Annotated in this window: 16 protein-coding genes; 5 read left to right on the top strand and 11 right to left on the bottom strand. The window is 68.7% G+C overall.

From position 1 onward, the window contains the following. The first annotated feature begins 23 nt into the window (after positions 1-23). Complete coding sequence (locus BM199_RS05430; RefSeq protein ID WP_425425498.1) at positions 24-1,004, top strand: cobalamin biosynthesis protein; 981 nt, start codon at positions 24-26, stop codon at positions 1,002-1,004. On the opposite strand, the gene BM199_RS05425 is transcribed toward BM199_RS05430, so the two are convergent. Continuing rightward, positions 988-1,209, bottom strand: coding sequence for a helix-turn-helix domain-containing protein (locus BM199_RS05425; protein ID WP_091670442.1), 222 nt, complete (start codon positions 1,207-1,209; stop codon positions 988-990). The genes BM199_RS05430 and BM199_RS05425 overlap by 17 nt on opposite strands. Further along, positions 1,209-1,844, bottom strand: a complete 636-nt coding sequence (locus BM199_RS05420; protein WP_143101769.1) for a hypothetical protein — start codon at positions 1,842-1,844, stop codon at positions 1,209-1,211. Before BM199_RS05420 ends, BM199_RS05425 begins: the two co-directional genes overlap by 1 nt. A gap of 122 nt (positions 1,845-1,966) precedes the next feature. Between BM199_RS05420 and BM199_RS05415 the strand changes: the two genes are divergently transcribed. Continuing rightward, on the top strand, positions 1,967-2,884 hold the full coding sequence (locus tag BM199_RS05415; protein ID WP_091670436.1) for an ROK family protein: 918 nt from the start codon (positions 1,967-1,969) through the stop codon (positions 2,882-2,884). Positions 2,885-2,887: 3 nt separating this feature from the next. Here the strand turns inward: BM199_RS05415 and BM199_RS05410 are convergent, their stop codons facing one another. The 6 genes from BM199_RS05410 to BM199_RS05385 all read right to left on the bottom strand — a co-directional run bounded on the left by BM199_RS05410 (position 2,888) and on the right by BM199_RS05385 (position 12,152). Continuing rightward, the gene (locus tag BM199_RS05410; protein ID WP_091670433.1) at positions 2,888-3,178 is read right to left on the bottom strand and encodes a DUF6343 family protein; all 291 of its coding nucleotides are present in this window, start codon (positions 3,176-3,178) and stop codon (positions 2,888-2,890) included. Positions 3,179-3,268: 90 nt separating this feature from the next. Next, positions 3,269-4,720: a glutamate synthase subunit beta gene (locus BM199_RS05405; RefSeq protein ID WP_091670431.1), complete on the bottom strand. Its 1,452-nt coding sequence runs from the start codon at positions 4,718-4,720 to the stop codon at positions 3,269-3,271. Then, positions 4,713-9,251: a glutamate synthase large subunit gene (gene gltB, locus BM199_RS05400; protein WP_245788188.1), complete on the bottom strand. Its 4,539-nt coding sequence runs from the start codon at positions 9,249-9,251 to the stop codon at positions 4,713-4,715. Before gltB ends, BM199_RS05405 begins: the two co-directional genes overlap by 8 nt. A gap of 620 nt (positions 9,252-9,871) precedes the next feature. After that, positions 9,872-10,384, bottom strand: coding sequence for a hypothetical protein (locus BM199_RS05395; RefSeq protein ID WP_091670426.1), 513 nt, complete (start codon positions 10,382-10,384; stop codon positions 9,872-9,874). After that, positions 10,381-11,178 carry a 2-keto-4-pentenoate hydratase gene (locus BM199_RS05390; protein WP_091670422.1) on the bottom strand — a complete coding sequence of 266 codons (798 nt, stop codon included), beginning with the start codon at positions 11,176-11,178 and terminating at the stop codon, positions 10,381-10,383. Before BM199_RS05390 ends, BM199_RS05395 begins: the two co-directional genes overlap by 4 nt. Positions 11,179-11,246: 68 nt before the next feature. Further along, complete coding sequence (locus BM199_RS05385) at positions 11,247-12,152, bottom strand: phosphotransferase family protein (protein ID WP_245788169.1); 906 nt, start codon at positions 12,150-12,152, stop codon at positions 11,247-11,249. Positions 12,153-12,338: 186 nt separating this feature from the next. Between BM199_RS05385 and BM199_RS05380 the strand changes: the two genes are divergently transcribed. The 3 genes from BM199_RS05380 (at position 12,339) to BM199_RS05370 (ending at position 14,891) form a co-directional block, all read left to right on the top strand. Next, positions 12,339-13,217, top strand: a complete 879-nt coding sequence (locus BM199_RS05380) for an SDR family oxidoreductase (RefSeq protein ID WP_091670917.1) — start codon at positions 12,339-12,341, stop codon at positions 13,215-13,217. A 141-nt stretch (positions 13,218-13,358) separates the two neighbouring features. Next, complete coding sequence (locus BM199_RS05375) at positions 13,359-14,444, top strand: alpha/beta fold hydrolase (RefSeq protein ID WP_091670420.1); 1,086 nt, start codon at positions 13,359-13,361, stop codon at positions 14,442-14,444. Positions 14,445-14,504: 60 nt separating this feature from the next. Then, complete coding sequence (locus BM199_RS05370) at positions 14,505-14,891, top strand: hypothetical protein (protein WP_143101768.1); 387 nt, start codon at positions 14,505-14,507, stop codon at positions 14,889-14,891. 10 nt (positions 14,892-14,901) lie between these two features. Here BM199_RS05370 and BM199_RS05365 read toward each other — a convergent pair whose 3' ends face one another. The 3 genes from BM199_RS05365 to BM199_RS05355 all read right to left on the bottom strand — a co-directional run bounded on the left by BM199_RS05365 (position 14,902) and on the right by BM199_RS05355 (position 18,039). Next, on the bottom strand, positions 14,902-16,119 hold the full coding sequence (locus tag BM199_RS05365) for a cytochrome P450 (RefSeq protein WP_091670415.1): 1,218 nt from the start codon (positions 16,117-16,119) through the stop codon (positions 14,902-14,904). Positions 16,120-16,198: 79 nt separating this feature from the next. After that, entirely contained in the window at positions 16,199-16,426 is a 228-nt protein-coding gene (locus tag BM199_RS05360) for a hypothetical protein (protein WP_091670412.1), read from the bottom strand. Positions 16,427-16,824: 398 nt separating this feature from the next. Next, positions 16,825-18,039, bottom strand: a complete 1,215-nt coding sequence (locus tag BM199_RS05355; protein WP_091670409.1) for an acyl-CoA dehydrogenase family protein — start codon at positions 18,037-18,039, stop codon at positions 16,825-16,827. Positions 18,040-18,048: the final 9 nt, after the last annotated feature.

Here is an 18,048-nt window from a genome sequence, read left to right as displayed (position 1 = left end):
GACGCATTAGGGTCCCCGCTGTGGTGTCCGCGAGGTTGACCTGCCGGGCTGCGACGGCGGCCGGTATCGCCGCTGGTTACGCGGCCGATCTGCGCTTCGGAGATCCACGACGCGGCCATCCCGTCGCGGTGTTCGGAGCTGCCGCCGCCGCGCTGGAGCGGCGGCTGTGGGCGCGCTCGCGCCGGCGCGGCCTGCTGTATACGGCGGCGACCGCGGGCGGTGCGACCGCACTCGGCACGGTGCTGGCCGCCGCCACTCGCGAACATCCGGCCGGACGGTTCGCGACGACGGCGGTGACCACCTGGGCGGTACTCGGCGGCAGCGGGTTGGCCGCGGAGGGCGGGGAGATGGCCCGGCTGCTCGACGCGGGCGATCTGCCGGGCGCGCGGGCGCGGCTGTCGCATCTGTGCGGTCGCGATCCGGCCGGCCTCGATGCCGCCGCGCTCGCGCGGGCGGCCACCGAGTCGATCGCGGAGAACACCTCGGACGCGGTGGTGGCGCCCCTGTTCTGGGGTGGTGTCGCGGGCCTTCCCGGGCTGCTCGGCTACCGCGCGCTGAACACCCTCGACGCGATGGTCGGCCACCGTTCGCCCCGGTATGCCGAGTTCGGCTGGGCCTCCGCGCGCGCGGACGACCTCGCGAACCTGGTCCCGGCCCGGCTCAGCGCGGCGGCGGCGGTCCTGTGCGCACCGCTCGTGGCCGGCGCGCCGGCCGCGTCCCTGCGCGCGTGGCGCAGGGACGCGCACCGGCACCCGAGTCCCAACGCGGGGTCGGTGGAGGCGGCGTTCGCCGGAGCGCTCGGTGTGCGCCTCGGTGGTGTCAACAGCTACGGCGGCCGGGTGGAGGACCGGGGACCGCTGGGCGCAGGTCCGCCCCCCGACACGGCGGACCTGCGCCGCGCGGTGCGGCTCTCGCGGCTGGTCGGCGCGACCGCGCTCGCGGTCGGCGTCGGGCTGGCCGGTTCCCGGCCGCCGTGGCGACATCGTGCTAGCGGCCGAACGTGAGCAGGTCACCTGGCTGACAGCCGAGCACCTCGCACAGCTTCGACAACGTCGAGAAGCGGATCGCCTTGGCCCGGCCGTTCTTGAGTACGGAGATGTTCACCGGCGTGAGTCCCACCCGTTCGGCGAGTTCCGCCACCGTCATCTCCCGGTCGGCGAGCACGGCGTCGAGGTGTATCCGGATCCGGTGTGCTTCCTCGGGCGGCATCAGATCGTCCCTTCCAGGTCCTCGGCCATCCGGACCTCGATGCGCAGCAGTTTCGCCACCACGAGCGCGGACACGCCGGCGAACACCGACCACCACGGGAAGTCCATCTGCAACTCCTGCATCCATGCGGGGTAGCCACTCAGGCCGTATTCCGCACCGAGCAGGCTTTCGGCGAGTTCGTAGGTGAAGAAGTGCCGAGCGGCTTCGGAGACTGGGCCACCGATGAGTACGAACCAGCCGAGCAGGCGCATTCGTCCCGGCGTGACGGGTGAGTGCAGTCCAGGGCGGACCGCGCCCCAGAGGAACCGCCACAGCAGCAGCAACGCGACCCCGCTGAACAGCAACGAGGGCAACGTGGCGCCGATCGAGAGCAACAGGTCCGGGGTGGCGAGGTCCTGCCCGAGAGGCCCGCAAACGCGGTTGCTGGCCGCGGTGACGGGTACGCCGGAGTCGAGAACAGTGCTGCCCGTTAGGGGACCGCCCTGGCTGATTTCGACGCAGCCGGTGTTCATTGAACTGAATTTGCCGAGGTTCACCAGGGCGAAGGCCAGCACGAAGAGCGAGCCGACGATGGTGATGGTTCGCTTGTCCGCAGTGCTCAGCGGTTCGGTCAGACGCTTCCGAAGCGGGGACATGATCACAACTCCTATCGTTTTTCGATGTTATCGAAAGACGATAGCATCGAAAGTCGATAGGTCAAGTCCGGGTCCTGCTTCCGGACACGTCGCTCAAGATGACTCGGGGCAGGATGCGGGGTATGAACGTTCCCGTTGTCGCCGCGTTCGACGTCGGCGGTTCCAGCATCAAGGCCGCACTGCTCGACGCGGCGGGCAGCCGGATCGCGGCGCTGCGCCGTGCCGTTCCCGCCGCCGCCCAGGGTGTCGTGTCCGCGGTGGCGGTCGCCGACGAGATCGCCGACATGGCCAGGGAAATGAGCACGGCTTCCGGGCTGCGGCCGGTCGCGGCGGGAGCGGTCGTACCGGGCATTGTGGATGAAGAGGCGGGAATCGCGCGGTTCGCGGCGAATCTCGGCTGGCGCGACGTGCCTTTCGCCGCGATGCTCCGTGATCGCCTCGGTGTGCCGGTGGCGTTCGGCCACGATGTCAGCGCGGGTGGACTGGCCGAGTGGCGGCTCGGTGCCGCGCGTGGGTACCGCGACGTCGCAGTGGTCCCCGTCGGCACGGGGATCGCCGCGGCGCTGCTGCTCGACGGCAGGCCGTATCGGGCAGGCGGACACGCGGGGGAACTCGGACACGTCGACATCGGGCACGGCCTGCCCTGCGGCTGCGGTGCGGTCGGCTGCCTCGAGGTGGTGGCTTCGGCGGGTGGCATCGCCCGGCGTTACGGCGAACGGGCCGGCGTAGCGGCGACGGGAGCGGCCGAGGTGCTCCGGGCCGCCGAAGCGGGCGATACGATCGCGGCCGAAATCGTGCGGGACGCCACCGAGGGGCTGGGCAAGGGGTTGCGGGTGCTGGCCACCCTCGTCGCGCCCGAGGTCGTGGTGCTCGGCGGCGGGCTCTTCGAGGCCGGTTCCGTGCTGCTCGATCCGGTCGGGCGCTGGCTCAGCGCGAATCTGCCGTTCCAGCGCGTGCCGCGGCTGGTGCTGGCGGAACTGGGCGCGGAGGCAGGCTGCCTCGGCGCGGGGCTGATGGCCCTGGAAGTGGCAGGCCGGTGAGCGTCAACCGGGTTCACCGCGTCGCTTGCGGTGAATCACCCAGCCGAGGTCGATCGCGCTGGCCAGCGCGAACACCCCGAGCGCGATGACTGCCCAGGTCACGCCTTGCGTCGCGAAGTACACGCCTGCGGCCAAGGCCAACAGCAGTCCGATACTCGCCAGCACGATGCGCAGTGTCAGCGCGCTGTAGGCCGGTGCGGCTCCGCCGAACCCACCAGTCGGGTCGTGGTAGTCGGGCAGGCCCTGCGCGTACTCCGCACGAGTACGCCGTCTGCCCCTGTCGTCGTGAGGCATACCTGTCGGGTACCCGCCGGGGCAGGACTCAACCCCGGAGGTGTGGAGCGGGTCCGCACACGCCGTTGTGCGCGGCCCGCTCCGGCTCTGTCAGGCGATCGGGCGCTCCGTCGGCAGAATCGGCGACGGGAGCACGTCTCGCCCGGTCAGGTAGGCATCCACGCCCGCGGCCGCGGACCGGCCCTCGGCGATCGCCCACACGATGAGGGACTGCCCACGGCCCATGTCGCCTGCCACGAACACGTTGTCGAGGCTGGTCCGGTACTCGCTGTCCCGGGCGACGTTGCCGCGCGGGTCGAGCTCGACGCCCAGTTCGGTGAGCAGGCCGTCCTTCTCGGGGCCGACGAAGCCCATCGCCAGCAGCACCAGCTGGGCGGGCAGCTCCCGCTCGGTGCCTTCGACCGGGACGAACTTGCCGCCCTCGTTGCGTACCTCGACCAGCTTCAGCGCACGCAGCCTGCCTTCGTCGTCGGCGACGAACTCCTGCGTGTTCACCGAGTACAGCCGCTCGCCGCCCTCCTCGTGGGCGGAGGAGACCCGGTAGATCATCGGGTAGGTCGGCCACGGGTGCGCGTCGGAGCGGATTTCCGGTGGCTTCGGCATGATCTCCAGCTGGGTCACCGACTTCGCGCCCTGACGGTGCGCGGTGCCGACGCAGTCGGCGCCGGTGTCGCCGCCGCCGATCACCACGACGTCCTTGCCCTCGGCGCTGATCGGGGACCGCTCCAGGTCGCCGCTGGCCACCTTGTTGGCCGGGGGCAGGTACTCCATCGCCTGGTAGACGCCCTCGGTCTCGCGCCCGTCGATCGGCAGGTCGCGCCACGCGGTGGCGCCACCCGCGAGCACCACGGCGTCGTACTCCGAGCGCAACTGCGCACCGGTGATGTCGACGCCGACGTTGACCCCGGCGCGGAACTCGGTGCCCTCCGCACGCATCTGGTCCAGACGCCGATCGAGGCGGTGCTTCTCCATCTTGAACTCGGGGATGCCGTAGCGCAGCAGCCCGCCGATCGCATCGGCCCGCTCGAACACGACCACGTCGTGCCCGGCACGGGTCAGCTGCTGGGCCGCGGCGAGTCCGGACGGGCCCGATCCGACGACCGCGACCTTCTTGCCGGTCTTGGTCTCCGGGGGCAGCGGCTTGACCCAGCCCTCCTCCCAGGCGCGGTCGACGATCGAGATCTCGACCCGCTTGATCGTCACCGGGTCGTCGTTGATGCCCAGAACACATGCGGTCTCACACGGTGCGGGGCACAGCGTGCCGGTGAACTCGGGGAAGTTGTTGGTCGCGTGCAGCCGCTCGATCGCGTTCTGCCAGTCCTCGCGCCAGACCAGCGTGTTCCACTCCGGAATCAGGTTGCCCAGTGGGCAGCCCTGGTGACAGAAGGGAATGCCGCAGTCCATACAGCGACTCGCCTGCTTGGCCACCTTGCTGGTGGCGAAGTCCTCGTAGACCTCGCGCCAGTCCATCAGCCGCAGGTCGACGGGACGAGTCTTCGGAGTCTCCCGCTCCGTGGTCAGAAAACCCTTGGGGTCAGCCATGTGCGGCCTCCATGATCGCAACGTTGGGGTCCCTGCCGTCGCGCTCGGCCGCAGCCTGCGCGCTCAGGACACGCTTGTAGTCCTTCGGCATGACCTTCGAGAACCGGTCGATGGCGGTGTCCCATTCGGCCAGCAGCGTGCGGGCCACGGCCGACTCGGTCTCCGCGTAGTGGCGTTCCACCGCATCGCGGAGAATCTCGCCGTCCTCGTCATCGAGCGGGTCGAGATCCACCATCTCCTGGTTGACCCGTTTCGGGTCGAGGTCGAGTACATACGCGACACCGCCGGACATACCCGCCGCGAAGTTGCGGCCGGTCGGTCCCAGCACCGCGACCCGGCCACCGGTCATGTACTCGCAGCCGTGGTCGCCGACGCCCTCGACGACGGCCAGCGCGCCGGAGTTGCGGACGCAGAAGCGCTCGCCGACCTTGCCGCGCAGGAAGATCTCGCCGCTGGTCGCGCCGTAACCGATGACGTTGCCAGCGATGATGTGCTCCTCGGCGGGGAACTGTGCGCTGTGGTCGGGACGCACGATGATGCGCCCGCCGGACAGGCCCTTGCCGACGTAGTCGTTGCCGTCACCGACGAGCCGCAGGGTGATTCCCTTCGGCACGAAGGCGCCGAAGGACTGGCCCGCGGTGCCGGTGAAGGTCACGTCGATGGTGTCGTCGGGCAGGCCGTCACCGCCCCACTTCTTGGTCAGCTCGGAGCCCAGCATCGTGCCCACCGTGCGGTTCACGTTGCGCACCGGCAGTTCCAGCCGGACCCGGTCGCCCGAGGACAGTGCACCCTCGGCGAGCTGGATCAGCGTGTTGTCCAATGCCCTGTCCAGCCCGTGGTCCTGGGTGACCACCTGGTGCCGTGCCGCGCGCGGCTCCAGCTCCGGCACGTGGAAGATCGGCGTGAGGTCCAGCCCCGACGCCTTCCAGTGCTCGACCGCCTTGCGGGTGTCCAGCAGCTCGGCATGGCCGACGGCCTCTTCGATGGACCGGAAACCCAGCTCCGCCAAGTACTCCCGGACCTCCTGCGCGATGAACTCGAAGAAGTTCACCACGTACTCGGCCTTGCCGCTGAACTTCTCCCGCAGCACCGGGTTCTGGGTCGCGACACCGACCGGGCAGGTGTCCAGGTGACAGACGCGCATCATGATGCAGCCCGACACCACCAGGGGCGCGGTCGCGAAGCCGAACTCCTCCGCGCCGAGCAGCGCGGCGATCATCACGTCCCGGCCGGTCTTGAGCTGGCCGTCGGTCTGCACGACGATCCGGTCGCGCAACCGGTTGGACAGCAACGTCTGCTGCGTCTCGGCGAGCCCCAGCTCCCATGGGCCACCGGCGTGCTTGATGGAAGACAGGGGAGAGGCGCCGGTGCCGCCGTCATGCCCGGAGATGAGCACCACGTCGGCATGTGCCTTGGACACACCGGCCGCGACCGTGCCGACCCCGACCTCGGACACCAGCTTCACATGGATGCGTGCCGAGGGGTTGGCGTTCTTCAGGTCGTGGATCAGCTGTGCCAGATCCTCGATGGAGTAGATGTCGTGGTGCGGCGGCGGGGAGATCAGGCCGACACCCGGTGTCGAGTAGCGGGTCCTGGCGATCCACGGGTACACCTTGCTGCCAGGCAGCTGCCCGCCCTCGCCGGGCTTCGCGCCCTGCGCCATCTTGATCTGGATGTCGTCGGCGTTCACCAGGTACTCGCTGGTGACGCCGAACCGTCCACTCGCGACCTGCTTGACCGCGGAACGCCGTTCCGGGTCGTAGAGCCGCTCGGCGTCCTCACCGCCCTCACCGGTGTTCGACTTGCCGCCGAGGCGGTTCATCGCGATCGCGAGCGTCTGGTGCATCTCCTGTGAGATCGAGCCGTAGGAGATGGCGCCGGTGGCGAACCGCTTGACGATCTCGGAAACCGGCTCGACCTCCTCGATCGGCACCGGCGCTCGCTCGCTCTCCCTGAAGCCGAAGAGACCGCGCAGGGTCATCAGCCGCTCGGACTGATCGTCGACGGCCTTCGTGTACTCCTTGAAGATCTCGTACTTCCCCGAGCGGGTGGAGTGCTGCAGCTTGAACACCGTCTGCGGGTTGAACACGTGTGGCTCGCCCTCGCGGCGCCACTGGTAGTCGGCACCGGTCTCCAGCTCGCGGTGGCTCGCCCGTACGCCGTCCTTGGGGAACGCGGTGGCGTGCCGCTTCTGCACCTCCAGGGCGAGCGTGTCGAAGCCGACGCCGCCGAGGCGGGAGGTGGTGCCGGTGAAACAGTTCTCGATGACCTCCTCACCGAGCCCGATCGCCTCGAAGATCTGCGCGCCGGTGTAGGAGGCGACGGTGGAGACGCCCATCTTGGACATCGTCTTGCGCACGCCCTTGCCCAGCGCCTTGATCAGGTTCCTGGTGGCCTGCTTGGCGTCCACCCCGGGGATCAGGTCGCGCTCGGCCATCTCCTCCACGGTTGCCATCGCCATGTACGGGTTGACCGCGGCCACGCCGTAGCCGATCAGCAGCGCGATGTGGTGCACCTCGCGGGCGTCGCCGGACTCCACGATCAGGCCTACCTGGGTGCGGGTCTTCTCCCGGACCAGGTGGTGGTGCACGGCGCCGGTGAGCAGGAGCGAGGGGATCGCCGCGTGCTTCTCGTCCACGCCACGGTCGGACAGCACGATCAGGCGTGCACCGTCCTCAATGGCTTCGGAGACCTCCTTGCGGATCTCGTCGAGCCGCCGGTTCAGCGCCTCGCCGCCGCCCGCTACCTCGTAGCGACCGAGGACGGTCACCGCCTGGAACTCCGGCAGCGTGCCGTCGTCGTTGATGTGCACGAGCTTGGCGAGCTCGTCGTTGTCCAGCACCGGGAACGGCAGCACGATCCGCCTGCACGAGTCCGCGCCAGCCTCGAGCAGGTTCGGCTCCGACCCGAGCTGGGTGCCAAGTGCGGTCACCAGCTCCTCCCGGATCGCGTCCAGCGGCGGGTTGGTGACCTGTGCGAAGAGCTGGGTGAAGTAGTCGAAGATCTGCCGTGGCCTGCTGGAGAGCGGGGCCAGCGGTGAGTCGTTGCCCATCGAGCCGATCGGTTCCGCGCCCGCCGCCGCCATCGGCTTGAGCAGGACGTCGAGCTCCTCCTCCGTGTAGCCGAACGCCTGCTGGCGGCGGACCAGCGAGGAGTGCGTCGGTACTTCGCGCTCGCGCTCGGGCAGCTCGTCCAGGTGCAGCAGCCCGTCGTGCACCCACTCGTCGTAGGGGTGCTCCGCGGCCAGGCCGCCCTTGATCTCCTCGTCGTCGATGATGCGCCCCTGCGCGGTGTCGACGAGGAACATGCGGCCGGGCTCGAGCCGGCCCTTCTTGACGATCTTCGAAGGCTCGATGTCGAGCACGCCGACCTCGCTGGCCAGCACGACGAGACCGTCCTCGGTGACCCAGTAGCGAGCGGGGCGGAGGCCGTTGCGGTCGAGCACGGCGCCGATCTGGGTGCCGTCGGTGAACGAGACCAGCGCCGGACCGTCCCAGGGTTCCATCAGCGTCGAGTGGAACTCGTAGAACGCCCTGCGGGCGGGGTCCATCTCCTGGTGGTTCTCCCAGGCCTCCGGAATCATCATCAGCACGGCGTGCGGCAGCGAGCGCCCGCCGAGGTGCAGCAGTTCCAGCACCTCATCGAACGAGGCGGAGTCGCTCGCGCCGCGGGTGATGATCGGGTAGATCCGCTTGAGGTCACCGGGAATCAGGTCGGTGTCCAGCATGGACTCCCTGGCGTCCATCCAGTTGCGGTTGCCGCGCAGGGTGTTGATCTCGCCGTTGTGCGCCACGTAGCGGTACGGGTGCGCGAGCGGCCAGGACGGGAACGTGTTGGTGGAGAATCGGGAGTGCACCAGGCCGATGGCGCTGGTTACTCGCTCGTCGCTGAGGTCGTCGAAGAACTTCTCCACCTGCGGCTCGGTGAGCATTCCCTTGTAGACAATCGTCCTGGAGGACAGGCTCGGGAAGTAGACGTCACCGTCGGCGGAGTCGGCGAGTTCGTGCTCGACCCGCTTGCGGACGCAGAACGCGGCTCGCTCCAGTGCGAGACCGGTGACGCCCTCATGGCGCGGGGCGAGGAACAGCTGGGCGAAGTGCGGCATCGTGGTCCGCGCGGTGGGACCGACGTGCTCGGTGTGCACGGGCAGTTCGCGCCAGCCGAGGATGCGCATGTCCTCCTCGGCGGCGATCGCCTCGATGGTGGTCATGGCGCGGCCACGGGCGGATTCGCCGGTCGGCAGGAACGCCGTGCCGACGGCGTAGGCGCCGGGCTCGGGCAGTTCGAAGTCCACAACCTCGCGGTAGAAGGCGTCCGGGACCTGGATCAGAATTCCCGCGCCGTCGCCGGTCTCCGGCTCGGCGCCCCGGGCGCCGCGGTGTTCGAGGTTGCGCAGGGCGACGAGGGCCTTGCGCACGATCGCGTGATCTCTTTTGCCTGCGAGATCGGCGACGAATGCGACGCCACAGGCGTCGTGCTCGTACTGCTCGTCGTACAAGCCCTGCTTGCGGTGCGGCTCGTGCGAGCTCAGTGCGTGGCGGTTCACGGCTGGCCGCCCTCCTAGGCGTCGGCGCGGCCGGGTCGGTTCGTGGGGCAGGTGAAGTCGCACCTGGCTAACGATCCGGCCCGGTGTTGCGATGGTCAGTCGAGAGATGAGAAAGCCCCGAGAGGGGCCCCGGACATCGCCGGATGGCCACACCTCGTCGTATGGCCTCGCACGTCGCTGTGCGTATCGCGTACTTCGCTGTACTGCGTCTACTGCAAAGCGCGCGCCAAGGGCCCTGTGGTGGGGACCGGGGAAGCGCGCGTCGGTTACTCCCGGGTTCGCCGGTCTTATGACACTAGTGTGAATTCGCCGTTATCGGCATAGGTCAAAGCCGACGCGTGGGAAACAACACGCAAGTGTTGACTGCCGTTGTTCGGCGTCCAGGCACCGAGGATAAATCCCGACCGGCCAGCTGAACAGGGAAAACGGGTGTGACGTCCGTCGGAGGACCGTCCCGCTCGCCCACCCGCCGCAGATAACGATCCTGTCGCGAAAACTTCCTTCGATCCGGCCATCGAGCCTCCCGCACTCGTGTTGGAGCGTCTGCAAGTACCCCCAAGCAAGATCGAGTTCGGCCGTTTCCGCCGCCAAGCTCGGCAAAATAGTTAACGCACCGCGACCGTCAGTGAACCGAGTGTGCTGAAGTGGCCCGCCACTCGCATTCCAGCCCGGACCGAGACCGGCTCGGTGAGTGCTCCGGTCAACAGAACCGCCCCGGACGGCAGTTCGCCGGTCCGAGCGGCGCGCACCAGTGTCTCGGCCAGCCGGACGGCCGCGATGGTCGCGCTGTCGGCAATCTGGCCGTCGACCTCCACCAGGCACCCTTCCAGCAGCAGGTCGACCTCGTTGACCGGTCTGGCGGCCGGGCCGGTGAGCCAGCGGACCGCCCGGTCCTCCTCGCTGGCCAGCAGCGCGCCACATACGGCCTCGACGGCGAGCAGTGCACGCACCGCGGAGACCTCCCCGCTCAGGCGCTCACGGAGCACGACGGCGAGATGCGCGCTCACTTTCGGTTCGGCGAGCCCGGACACGTCCAGGTGGTCCCCTGGGTGCAGCGCCATCGCGGCGGTCAGCGGGCTCGCGTCGTCCAGCAGCATTCCGTGCTCAGTGCCGCTCATGGCCGTCCCTCCCTGTCGAACACCGCGGTGACGCTGCCCAGCCCGGCGATGTCCGCCACCACCGCGTCCCCGGGGCGAACCGGAACCGCCCTGGTCATCGAGCCGGGAAGGACCACATGACCGGGTTCGAGATCAATCCCCAGCGGGCCGACGGTGTTGGCGAGCCACACCAGCGCGTTGACCGGTGACCCGAGCACGGCCCCGCCCGCGCCGGTCGCCACCAGGTCTCCGCCGTAATGCAGGGTGCAGCCGGCCAGTCGCAGGTCCACGGCCGTGAGTGAGGTGGGTTTGCTGCCGAGGATGACCCCGCCGGAGGACGCGTTGTCGGCGATCGTGTCGACGATCGAGATCCGCCAGTCGCTGATCCTGGAGTCGACGATCTCCAGCGCGGGCAGCACGAAGTCGACGGCCTGGATGGCGTCGGCCACGGTGACTCCCGGCCCGGACAGCCTGCGGCCGAGGACGAACGCGATTTCCGGCTCGATCCGCGGTTGCAGGAACCGCTGCGCCGGGATCGGCTGATGCTCCAGGTGGAACATGCCGCCGAGCAGGTGCCCGTAGTCGGGCTGATCCACTCCCATCTGCCGCTGCATGGCCGCGGAGGCAAGGCCGACCTTGTGCCCCTTGACGGGGTCGCCTGCCTCGTTCCAGCGGCGGACCTGCTCCTGCTGGATCCGGTAGGCGTCGGTGACGTCCGCGTCGGGATACTCGTCGATCAATGGCGCGATCGGCGTCCTGCTGCGATAGGCCCCTTGCAGCAGGTCGGCCGCGGCGCGTACGGCGCTGGCTTCCATGCTCGCCCACCCTGCTCGCGCGTGGGTGTCCCGGCAAGATCGGTGTACCGCTGACCGGTACGAACGCCTCAGGCTCCGGTGCCGAACCAGCGCACGGCCAGGGAGTCGAGGGTGGGTTCGGTAGGAGCGGGCAGCTCGCGCAGATACCAGCGCAGGTTCGAGTACCGGTGCAGCAGCGTGTACGCGAGGAGCCTGCGGGCCAGTTCGTCGCCGAGCTGCTCAGGAAGGTATCCGTAGGCAAGGAGCAGCTCGCGCAGGAAACGTGCGTCGCCGGCCGAGACGAACAGGCCGACGGCCACGAACTCGTACTCCGGTGCCCCGAGCATCGCCGGTTCGAAGTCGAACAAGCCGGACGGAACCCACCCCGAAGCCGTTCGTGAAAGTACGAGGTGATCGCGCATGACCTCGGTGTGCAGCAGCACGGGCCCTGCACAGGCCAGTTTCGTGTCGTCGACAGTGTCCAAGAAGGACGGGATCTGGGTCAGCCAGCCTTCGTCGAGCCCGTTCGCGCGCTGGCGTTCGACCGCGGTGGCCCGTTGCCGTGCGACGAACTCGGCCCAGTCGGGCCGAGGAATGTCCTCGAGGCGCGCACCGCCGGTCGCGTGTAGTGCGGCGAGTGTCCTGCCGAGAACGCCTGCCAGCTCCGAACGTTCCACAGGGGACAGCCGGGGCCAGACGGACTTCAGGCTCTCTCCGGGCAGCCTGCCCATCAACAGGTAGCCCCAGCCGCCGGTCGCTCCGGTGTCGACGACGTCGGGCGTCGCGATCGGCAGCCTGCCCTGAACCGCCCGCAGCGCCGCGGCCTCGACTCGCAGCTCGTCCAGATCCTCCGGCGGGTACAGCTTGAGCACGAGATCCGAACCCAGTTCGTACACCGGCAACGATCCGTCCGGAAACCGTTTCAGCGTCGCGGGGTCCCGGTCCAGCCTCCGGCACAGGGCGGCGAGCACGTCGTCGCCGGGGCTGTCGGTCACGGCGACGACGCTAGCCGGTGCCGACGTCTGCCCGCACTCGAATTCGCGCGCACTGAACCACAGCTCGATGAGCCACGGACGGGGTCTGGTGGTCCGGCCGCATTCGGTGCACCATGAGTGCGAACAGTTGGCGTTGTGTCAATAGTGCGCCCGCTGGACGTCGACGAGGACGAGAGGAGCCGGAGCATGGCCAAGCAGGTGCGTTCACTGCGGGGCAAGGTCATCGTGGTCACCGGGGGCGCGCAGGGGATCGGCGCGAAGACGGCGGCGGCGCTCGTGCAGCATGGCGCGAAGGTGGCGATCGGCGATCTCGACGTGGTCCGTGCCGAGAAGACCGCGGGTGAGCTGGGTCCGGACACCCTCGCGCTGGAGCTGGACGTCACCGACACCGCCGGCTTCATTGCCTTCCTCGACGAGGTCGAGCGGCGGCTCGGCCCGATCGACGTGCTGATCAACAACGCCGGGATCATGCCACTGGCGCCGCTGCACGAGGAGGACGACAGCTCCACACGCCGCCAGTTGGAGATCAATCTGCACGCCGTCATCCACGGGACCAGGGAGGCGGTCCGGCGGATGCGGCCGCGCGGCAGCGGGCACATCGTGAATGTGGCCTCGATGGCGGGCAAGGCGGGCTTTCCCGGCGCTGCCACCTACTGCGCCACCAAGCACGGGGTGGTCGGCCTCTCCGAGTCGGTGCACCTCGAACTGCGGGGCAGTGGTGTGGACGTTTCCTGCGTGATGCCCGCGATCGTGCGCACGGAACTGGCCAGCGGGCTCGGCGAGGCGAAAATGATCAAGTCGGTGCAGCCGGAGGACGTCGCTGCGGCGATCGTCGACGCCCTGCAGCGTCCCCGCTTCGACGTCTTCGTGCCCAAGTCGCTGGACGTCACCGGCCGGATCACCCGCCTCCTGCCCCGCGCGGCGGCCGAGTGGATGCTGCGCGCGCTCGGTGGTGACCAGGTTCTCGCTTCGGCAGCGCACTCCAGTGCCAGGGCGGGCTACGAGGCGAGGGCGGCGGAGAGCGCTCCCGGAGTTCGCGACGAGGATGGCGGTGGAAAGAAGTAAGCCACGCCACAGTCACACGTCCGAAGTGGACTTTAGTGTGATTATTCCGATCCGCCGAGCCTTCTGCGCTTGTTGAATAACGGCATCGCGGCAGGCAAGATTCGTTCCGGACGAGGATGCAGGCGGATCGAGGAGGCGGCGATGTCATCACCACCGGCAAGGGTGGCCGCCGCGGCCTCCAACGTGATCGGCAAGGTCTTCCAGGGCGGCGTCGCCGACCTGCGCCCGGTGCCGAGGGTGCTCATCGACCAGGGCCCGAACCGCTCGGTGTACCGGATGACGGCGGGTGCGCGTCCGCCCGAAGGTCCACCGGTGCTGCTCGTGCCGCCGCTGGCCGCACCCGCCCTGTGCTTCGATTTGCGCAGGGGGTGCAGTCTCGCGGAGCACCTGGTCGAATCGGGGAGGAGGACCTACCTGGTCGACTACGGCAACGTGGCGTTCTCCGACCGCAGGCTCGGGGTCGAGCACTGGATCGACGAGGTGCTGCCGAAGGCCATCCAGCGAGTCAGCGCGGACGCCGGTGGCCAGGAGGTGCACGTCGTCGCGTGGTGCCTCGGCGGCATCTTCTCCCTGCTGACCGCCGCAGACCGGCCCGACCTGCCGATCGCCTCGATCGCCACCGTAGCCGCGCCGTTCGACTTCACCGCGATCCCGCTCATCGCGCCGTTCCGGCCGCTGGTGGACTTCACCGGGGGCCACCTGCTGACACCGTTCTACCGGGCCCTCGGCGGTGCACCGTCCTATTTGGTCAGCCGAGCCTTCCGGATATCCGGGATCAACAAGGAAATCACCAAGCCGCTGGCGATACTGAAGAACCTGGATGATCGCGACTACCTCGCGCAGATCGAGGCGGTCGATCACTTCATGGACAACATGATCGCCTACCCCGGTCGGACGTTCGGCCAGCTCTACCACCGGTTCTTCCGCTCCAACGACCTCGCGGAGGGCACCGTGGACCTCAACGGCCGCATCATCTCGCTGACCGGGGTCAAGGCTCCGACACTCGTGATCGCGGGTGCGGACGACAGCATCGCACCGAGGGCCGCCGTCGAAAGACTCGTCGGACTGCTGGAGAACGCGCCGTCCGTGCGGTTCGAGGTGGCACCGGGCGGGCACCTCGGGGTGCTGACCGGTCGAAAGGCGCGGGGCACCACGTGGCGTCACCTCGACGAGTTTCTCACCCAACAGATCGATAACGTCGAGGGTGACACCGCCTCCGCGCACTGAAGCCGCGCCGCAAAGCGCCTAACCTGGAAGGGGAAGTCGCGGGGAAGGGGGTGCGGGGACATGTCGTTGTCAGCGGACGTCCGCAGGCGCTGCGCGGCCTTCCTGCCTGATGGAGCGCGTCTACGATACGTTTTCCCCGGTTTCGCGACCACGCTTCGCGGACCGATCGGGATGGCCGGATTCCTTGTCGTGGTGACGGATACGGAGATTGTGGTTCTCGCTTGTGGCTGGTTCCGGCGGCACCGGCCGGTATCGGTCTGGTCACGGTATCCCCGTACGACCACGCTGGGGCCACTGGAGTTGTCCGGCTCGATGGATCCGCTCTGCCACATCGGCTCGCTGATACTGGAAGTTCCGGAGGAGTTCGTCCCGGTGATCCGGGCGGTCGACGCCGAACTTTCGCCCGCGGAGCAGTTTCTTCCGCCGGACCCGTTTCCGGACCTGTAGAACGCCTCGTTCACGGCGTGAGGACCACCGGCAGCGTGTGTACAGAACGCAGGAACGCGCTCGATATCCTTGGTACATCGGCCGGATCGACCGCGAGCTGAAGCGCCGGAAAGCGCTCCAGGAGCACGCCTAGTGCCGCGCGTCCCTGGAGCCGGGCGTAGCGTGCGCCGAGACAACGGTGCATCCCGTGACCGAACGCGAGGTGCGCCGACACGGTTCGGGTCAGGTCGAGTTGATCAGGGTCCTCGAACCGGGCCTCGTCGTGATTTGCCGAGGCAAGCGACACCGCGACGAGGTCACCAGCCGCGAGCGGAGTCCCGGCGAGCACAAGGTCCTCGGTGACGCAGCGAAGCGAACTGATGTTGTGGGCGCCGTCGAACCGGAGCAGTTCCTCCATCGCGTTGTCGAACAGTCCGGGATCTGCGCGTAGCCGCCTCAGTTCGCCCGGGTGTGCGAGGAGTGCGCAGATCGCGTTGCCGAGAAAGGAAAACGTCGTTTCCACCGAGATGATCATCAGCAGCATGGCACCGCGCACGGTCTCGTCCTCGTCCGGTCCGCCGCTGTCCGCTACCTTCGTGCTGATGGCGGTGAGCAGGTCCGCGCGCGGATGTACGAGGCGTTCGGTCATCAGGGCCGTGATCAGCCGCGCGAGGCGCACACTGGACGCCTGCTCGATTTCCGGGTCCGGCGACAGGATCGTGTCCGTCAGCAGGGTGGTCACCTGGGGGCGCAGGTCCGCAGGGATGCCGATGAGTTCGCAGGCGCTCTCCACCGCGTAGGGAATGGTGAACTCCGTGACGAGATCGCTCACCCCGGCAGGTGACGGAATCCGGTCAAGGATGTCGTGCACCATCGCGGGGAGTCCGGCGGCGACCCTGTTGACCAGTTCGGGCCGCAGCTGTTCGCGCACGACGACGCTGACGTGCTGGGTGAAGGAGCGCATGAAGTCGCCGTAGGCGCTGGCCCGTGCCGCCTCGGCGGCGTCACCGGTCACCGAGACCTGCATCGCCCTGGCCAGGGCGTCGGAGTCCTTGCTGAGCCGCCGGTCGGACAGGGCCGCCATCGCGGTCTCGTAGCCCGTGACGAGCCACAGCCCCCGGCCGGGTCCGGTCGACATCCGGTGTACCTCACCGTAGCGGCGCAGTTTGCGGTAGGCGGAGTAGGGGTCTTGGAAGAACGAGTCGTCGATGTCGACGACCGCCGTCGCTGGACCGTCCTCTTCGGACACGGCAGTGCTCCTCGCGTGCGGGTGGAGAGGTCCCGGGCCGCCGGTGTTCCGCCGGCCCGGAACCGAGCCTGGCTTGCGGTCAGCCCAGAGCGCGACTGCGAACCGCGACCAGCGCGTCGACGTGGGCGTCTCGCGGCGCCCGCGCGGCAATCGTCGACGAAGGCGGAACGATCATGCCGATGGTCACGCCGGTGGTTATCTCGGTGATCCCGGTGATGATCACGGCCGGTGTGGCGGCCTCGGCACTGTTGCGCAACAGGCCAGGGCTGGCGTCCAGTTCCTCGGCCTTCGCGAGCAGTTCTGGCATCTCTGCGTCCTTTCGCTGATCCGGCGGGGTTCGGGCGCCCTGTCTGGCACGGTAGGGCGCGGCGCGCGATCGGCGAATCCGCAAGATGACGGGTGTTCGTCTCCCCGGTTACGCGAAACGGCCCGGTGTCGCCTGGCGAAGGACGCACTTTCCCGGGAAAGTGCGGAAAGGCAAGCCCGCGACCACGGGTGGAGCGTTCCGTATCGCGCACTTTCCCGGGAAAGTGCGATACCCGGCGCACGCAACCACCGCACTTTCCCGGGAAAGTGCGGTGACGACGATGGCACTTTCCCGGGAAAGTGCGGTTGGGGCTAGTTGGCGGCGCCGGTGATCTTGCTTGGTGGTACTTGCAGACGCACCATCCCTGGGGCCGGAGGTCCGGGCGTACGAGCGGGTGGCTACTTCAGTTCGGCGGAGGTCTTGCCGAGTACCTTGCGGGCCACGATCAGCTGCTGGATCTGTTGTGTGCCTTCGAAGATGTCCAGGATCTTGGCATCCCGGCTCCACTTCTCCAGCAGCGACTCCTCGGTGAACCCGACCGCCCCGGCGAGTTCCACGCAGCGCAGGGTGATGTCCACGACCGAACGGCCTGCCTTCGCCTTCGCCATGGAGGCCTGCAGCGAGTTCGGCTTGCGGTTGTCCGCCATCCAGGCCGACTCCATGGTCAGCAGGTACGCCGACTCGTAGTCCGCCTCCAGCTCCAGGTACGCGGCCGCTGCCGCGTGCTGCGAGTTGGCCGGCTTGTCGTAGTCGACCGTCACCCCCGCCTCGGCGAGGATGCGCGCTGTCTCCTCCAGCGCGGCGCGCGCGACGCCGATGGCCATGGCGGCCACCAGCGGGCGGGTGTTGTCGAAGGTCTGCATCACCCCGGCGAAGCCGGACTTGGTGTCGATCTCCGGGTTGCCGAGCAGGTTCTCCTTTGGCACCCGGCAGTCCTCGAACCGCAGCACGGCCGTGTCGGAGGCGCGGATACCGAGCTTGTGCTCCACCCGGACCACCTCGAAGCCCGGTGTGCCCTTTTCGACCACAAAGGACTTGATTGCCGCGCGGCCCTTGCTCTTGTCCAGGGTCGCCCACACCACGACGGCGTCGGCGCGCTGTCCCGCGGTGACGAAGATCTTCTCGCCGTTGAGGACGTAGTGGTCGCCGTCCTTACGGGCCGTGGTGGTGATGGCCGCGGAGTCCGAGCCGCAGCCCGGCTCGGTAATGGCCATCGCCGCCCAGATGCTGGCGAACCGCTCGAGCTGCTCGTCGTTGGCCACGGAGGCGATCGCCGCGTTGCCGAGTCCCTGGCGCGGCATCGACAGCAACAGTCCCACGTCGCCCCAGCACATCTCGATCGTGCCGAGCACGGTGCTCAGGTTGGCGCCGTTGCGGGTACCCGAGCTCGCGGCGTCGGACTTGTCGTCCCTGCGCACGCCGGACGCGCCCGCGCCACCCTCACCCGAGGAGTTCAGCCCGTCCAGCAGCGCCGCGAACATGTCCAGCTCGGCGGGGTAGGTGTGCTCGGCCCTGTCGTACTTTCGTGAGATGGGCCGGAACACCTCGGCGGCGGCCTGGTACGCCTGGTTGACCAGTGCCCCGGCCTTCTTGGGGGTTTCGAGATTGATCATGATGACCTT

This window comes from Amycolatopsis marina (genome assembly GCF_900111885.1).
Lineage (GTDB): Bacteria > Actinomycetota > Actinomycetes > Mycobacteriales > Pseudonocardiaceae > Amycolatopsis > Amycolatopsis marina.
Note: the sequence above shows the minus strand (reverse complement) of the source record. Positions and strands in the feature narration are given on the sequence as shown.

Coding starts and splice junctions, on each gene's coding strand:
- BM199_RS05375 (WP_091670420.1), top strand. CDS start 13,359: ATGTCATCACCACCGGCAAGGGTGGCCGCCGCGGCCTCCAACGTGATC.
- BM199_RS05415 (WP_091670436.1), top strand. CDS start 1,967: ATGAACGTTCCCGTTGTCGCCGCGTTCGACGTCGGCGGTTCCAGCATC.
- BM199_RS05420 (WP_143101769.1), bottom strand. CDS start 1,844: ATGTCCCCGCTTCGGAAGCGTCTGACCGAACCGCTGAGCACTGCGGAC.
- BM199_RS05355 (WP_091670409.1), bottom strand. CDS start 18,039: ATGATCAATCTCGAAACCCCCAAGAAGGCCGGGGCACTGGTCAACCAG.
- BM199_RS05390 (WP_091670422.1), bottom strand. CDS start 11,178: ATGGAAGCCAGCGCCGTACGCGCCGCGGCCGACCTGCTGCAAGGGGCC.
- BM199_RS05360 (WP_091670412.1), bottom strand. CDS start 16,426: ATGCCAGAACTGCTCGCGAAGGCCGAGGAACTGGACGCCAGCCCTGGC.
- BM199_RS05410 (WP_091670433.1), bottom strand. CDS start 3,178: ATGCCTCACGACGACAGGGGCAGACGGCGTACTCGTGCGGAGTACGCG.
- BM199_RS05380 (WP_091670917.1), top strand. CDS start 12,339: ATGGCCAAGCAGGTGCGTTCACTGCGGGGCAAGGTCATCGTGGTCACC.
- BM199_RS05405 (WP_091670431.1), bottom strand. CDS start 4,720: ATGGCTGACCCCAAGGGTTTTCTGACCACGGAGCGGGAGACTCCGAAG.
- BM199_RS05370 (WP_143101768.1), top strand. CDS start 14,505: ATGTCGTTGTCAGCGGACGTCCGCAGGCGCTGCGCGGCCTTCCTGCCT.
- BM199_RS05425 (WP_091670442.1), bottom strand. CDS start 1,209: ATGCCGCCCGAGGAAGCACACCGGATCCGGATACACCTCGACGCCGTG.
- BM199_RS05395 (WP_091670426.1), bottom strand. CDS start 10,384: ATGAGCGGCACTGAGCACGGAATGCTGCTGGACGACGCGAGCCCGCTG.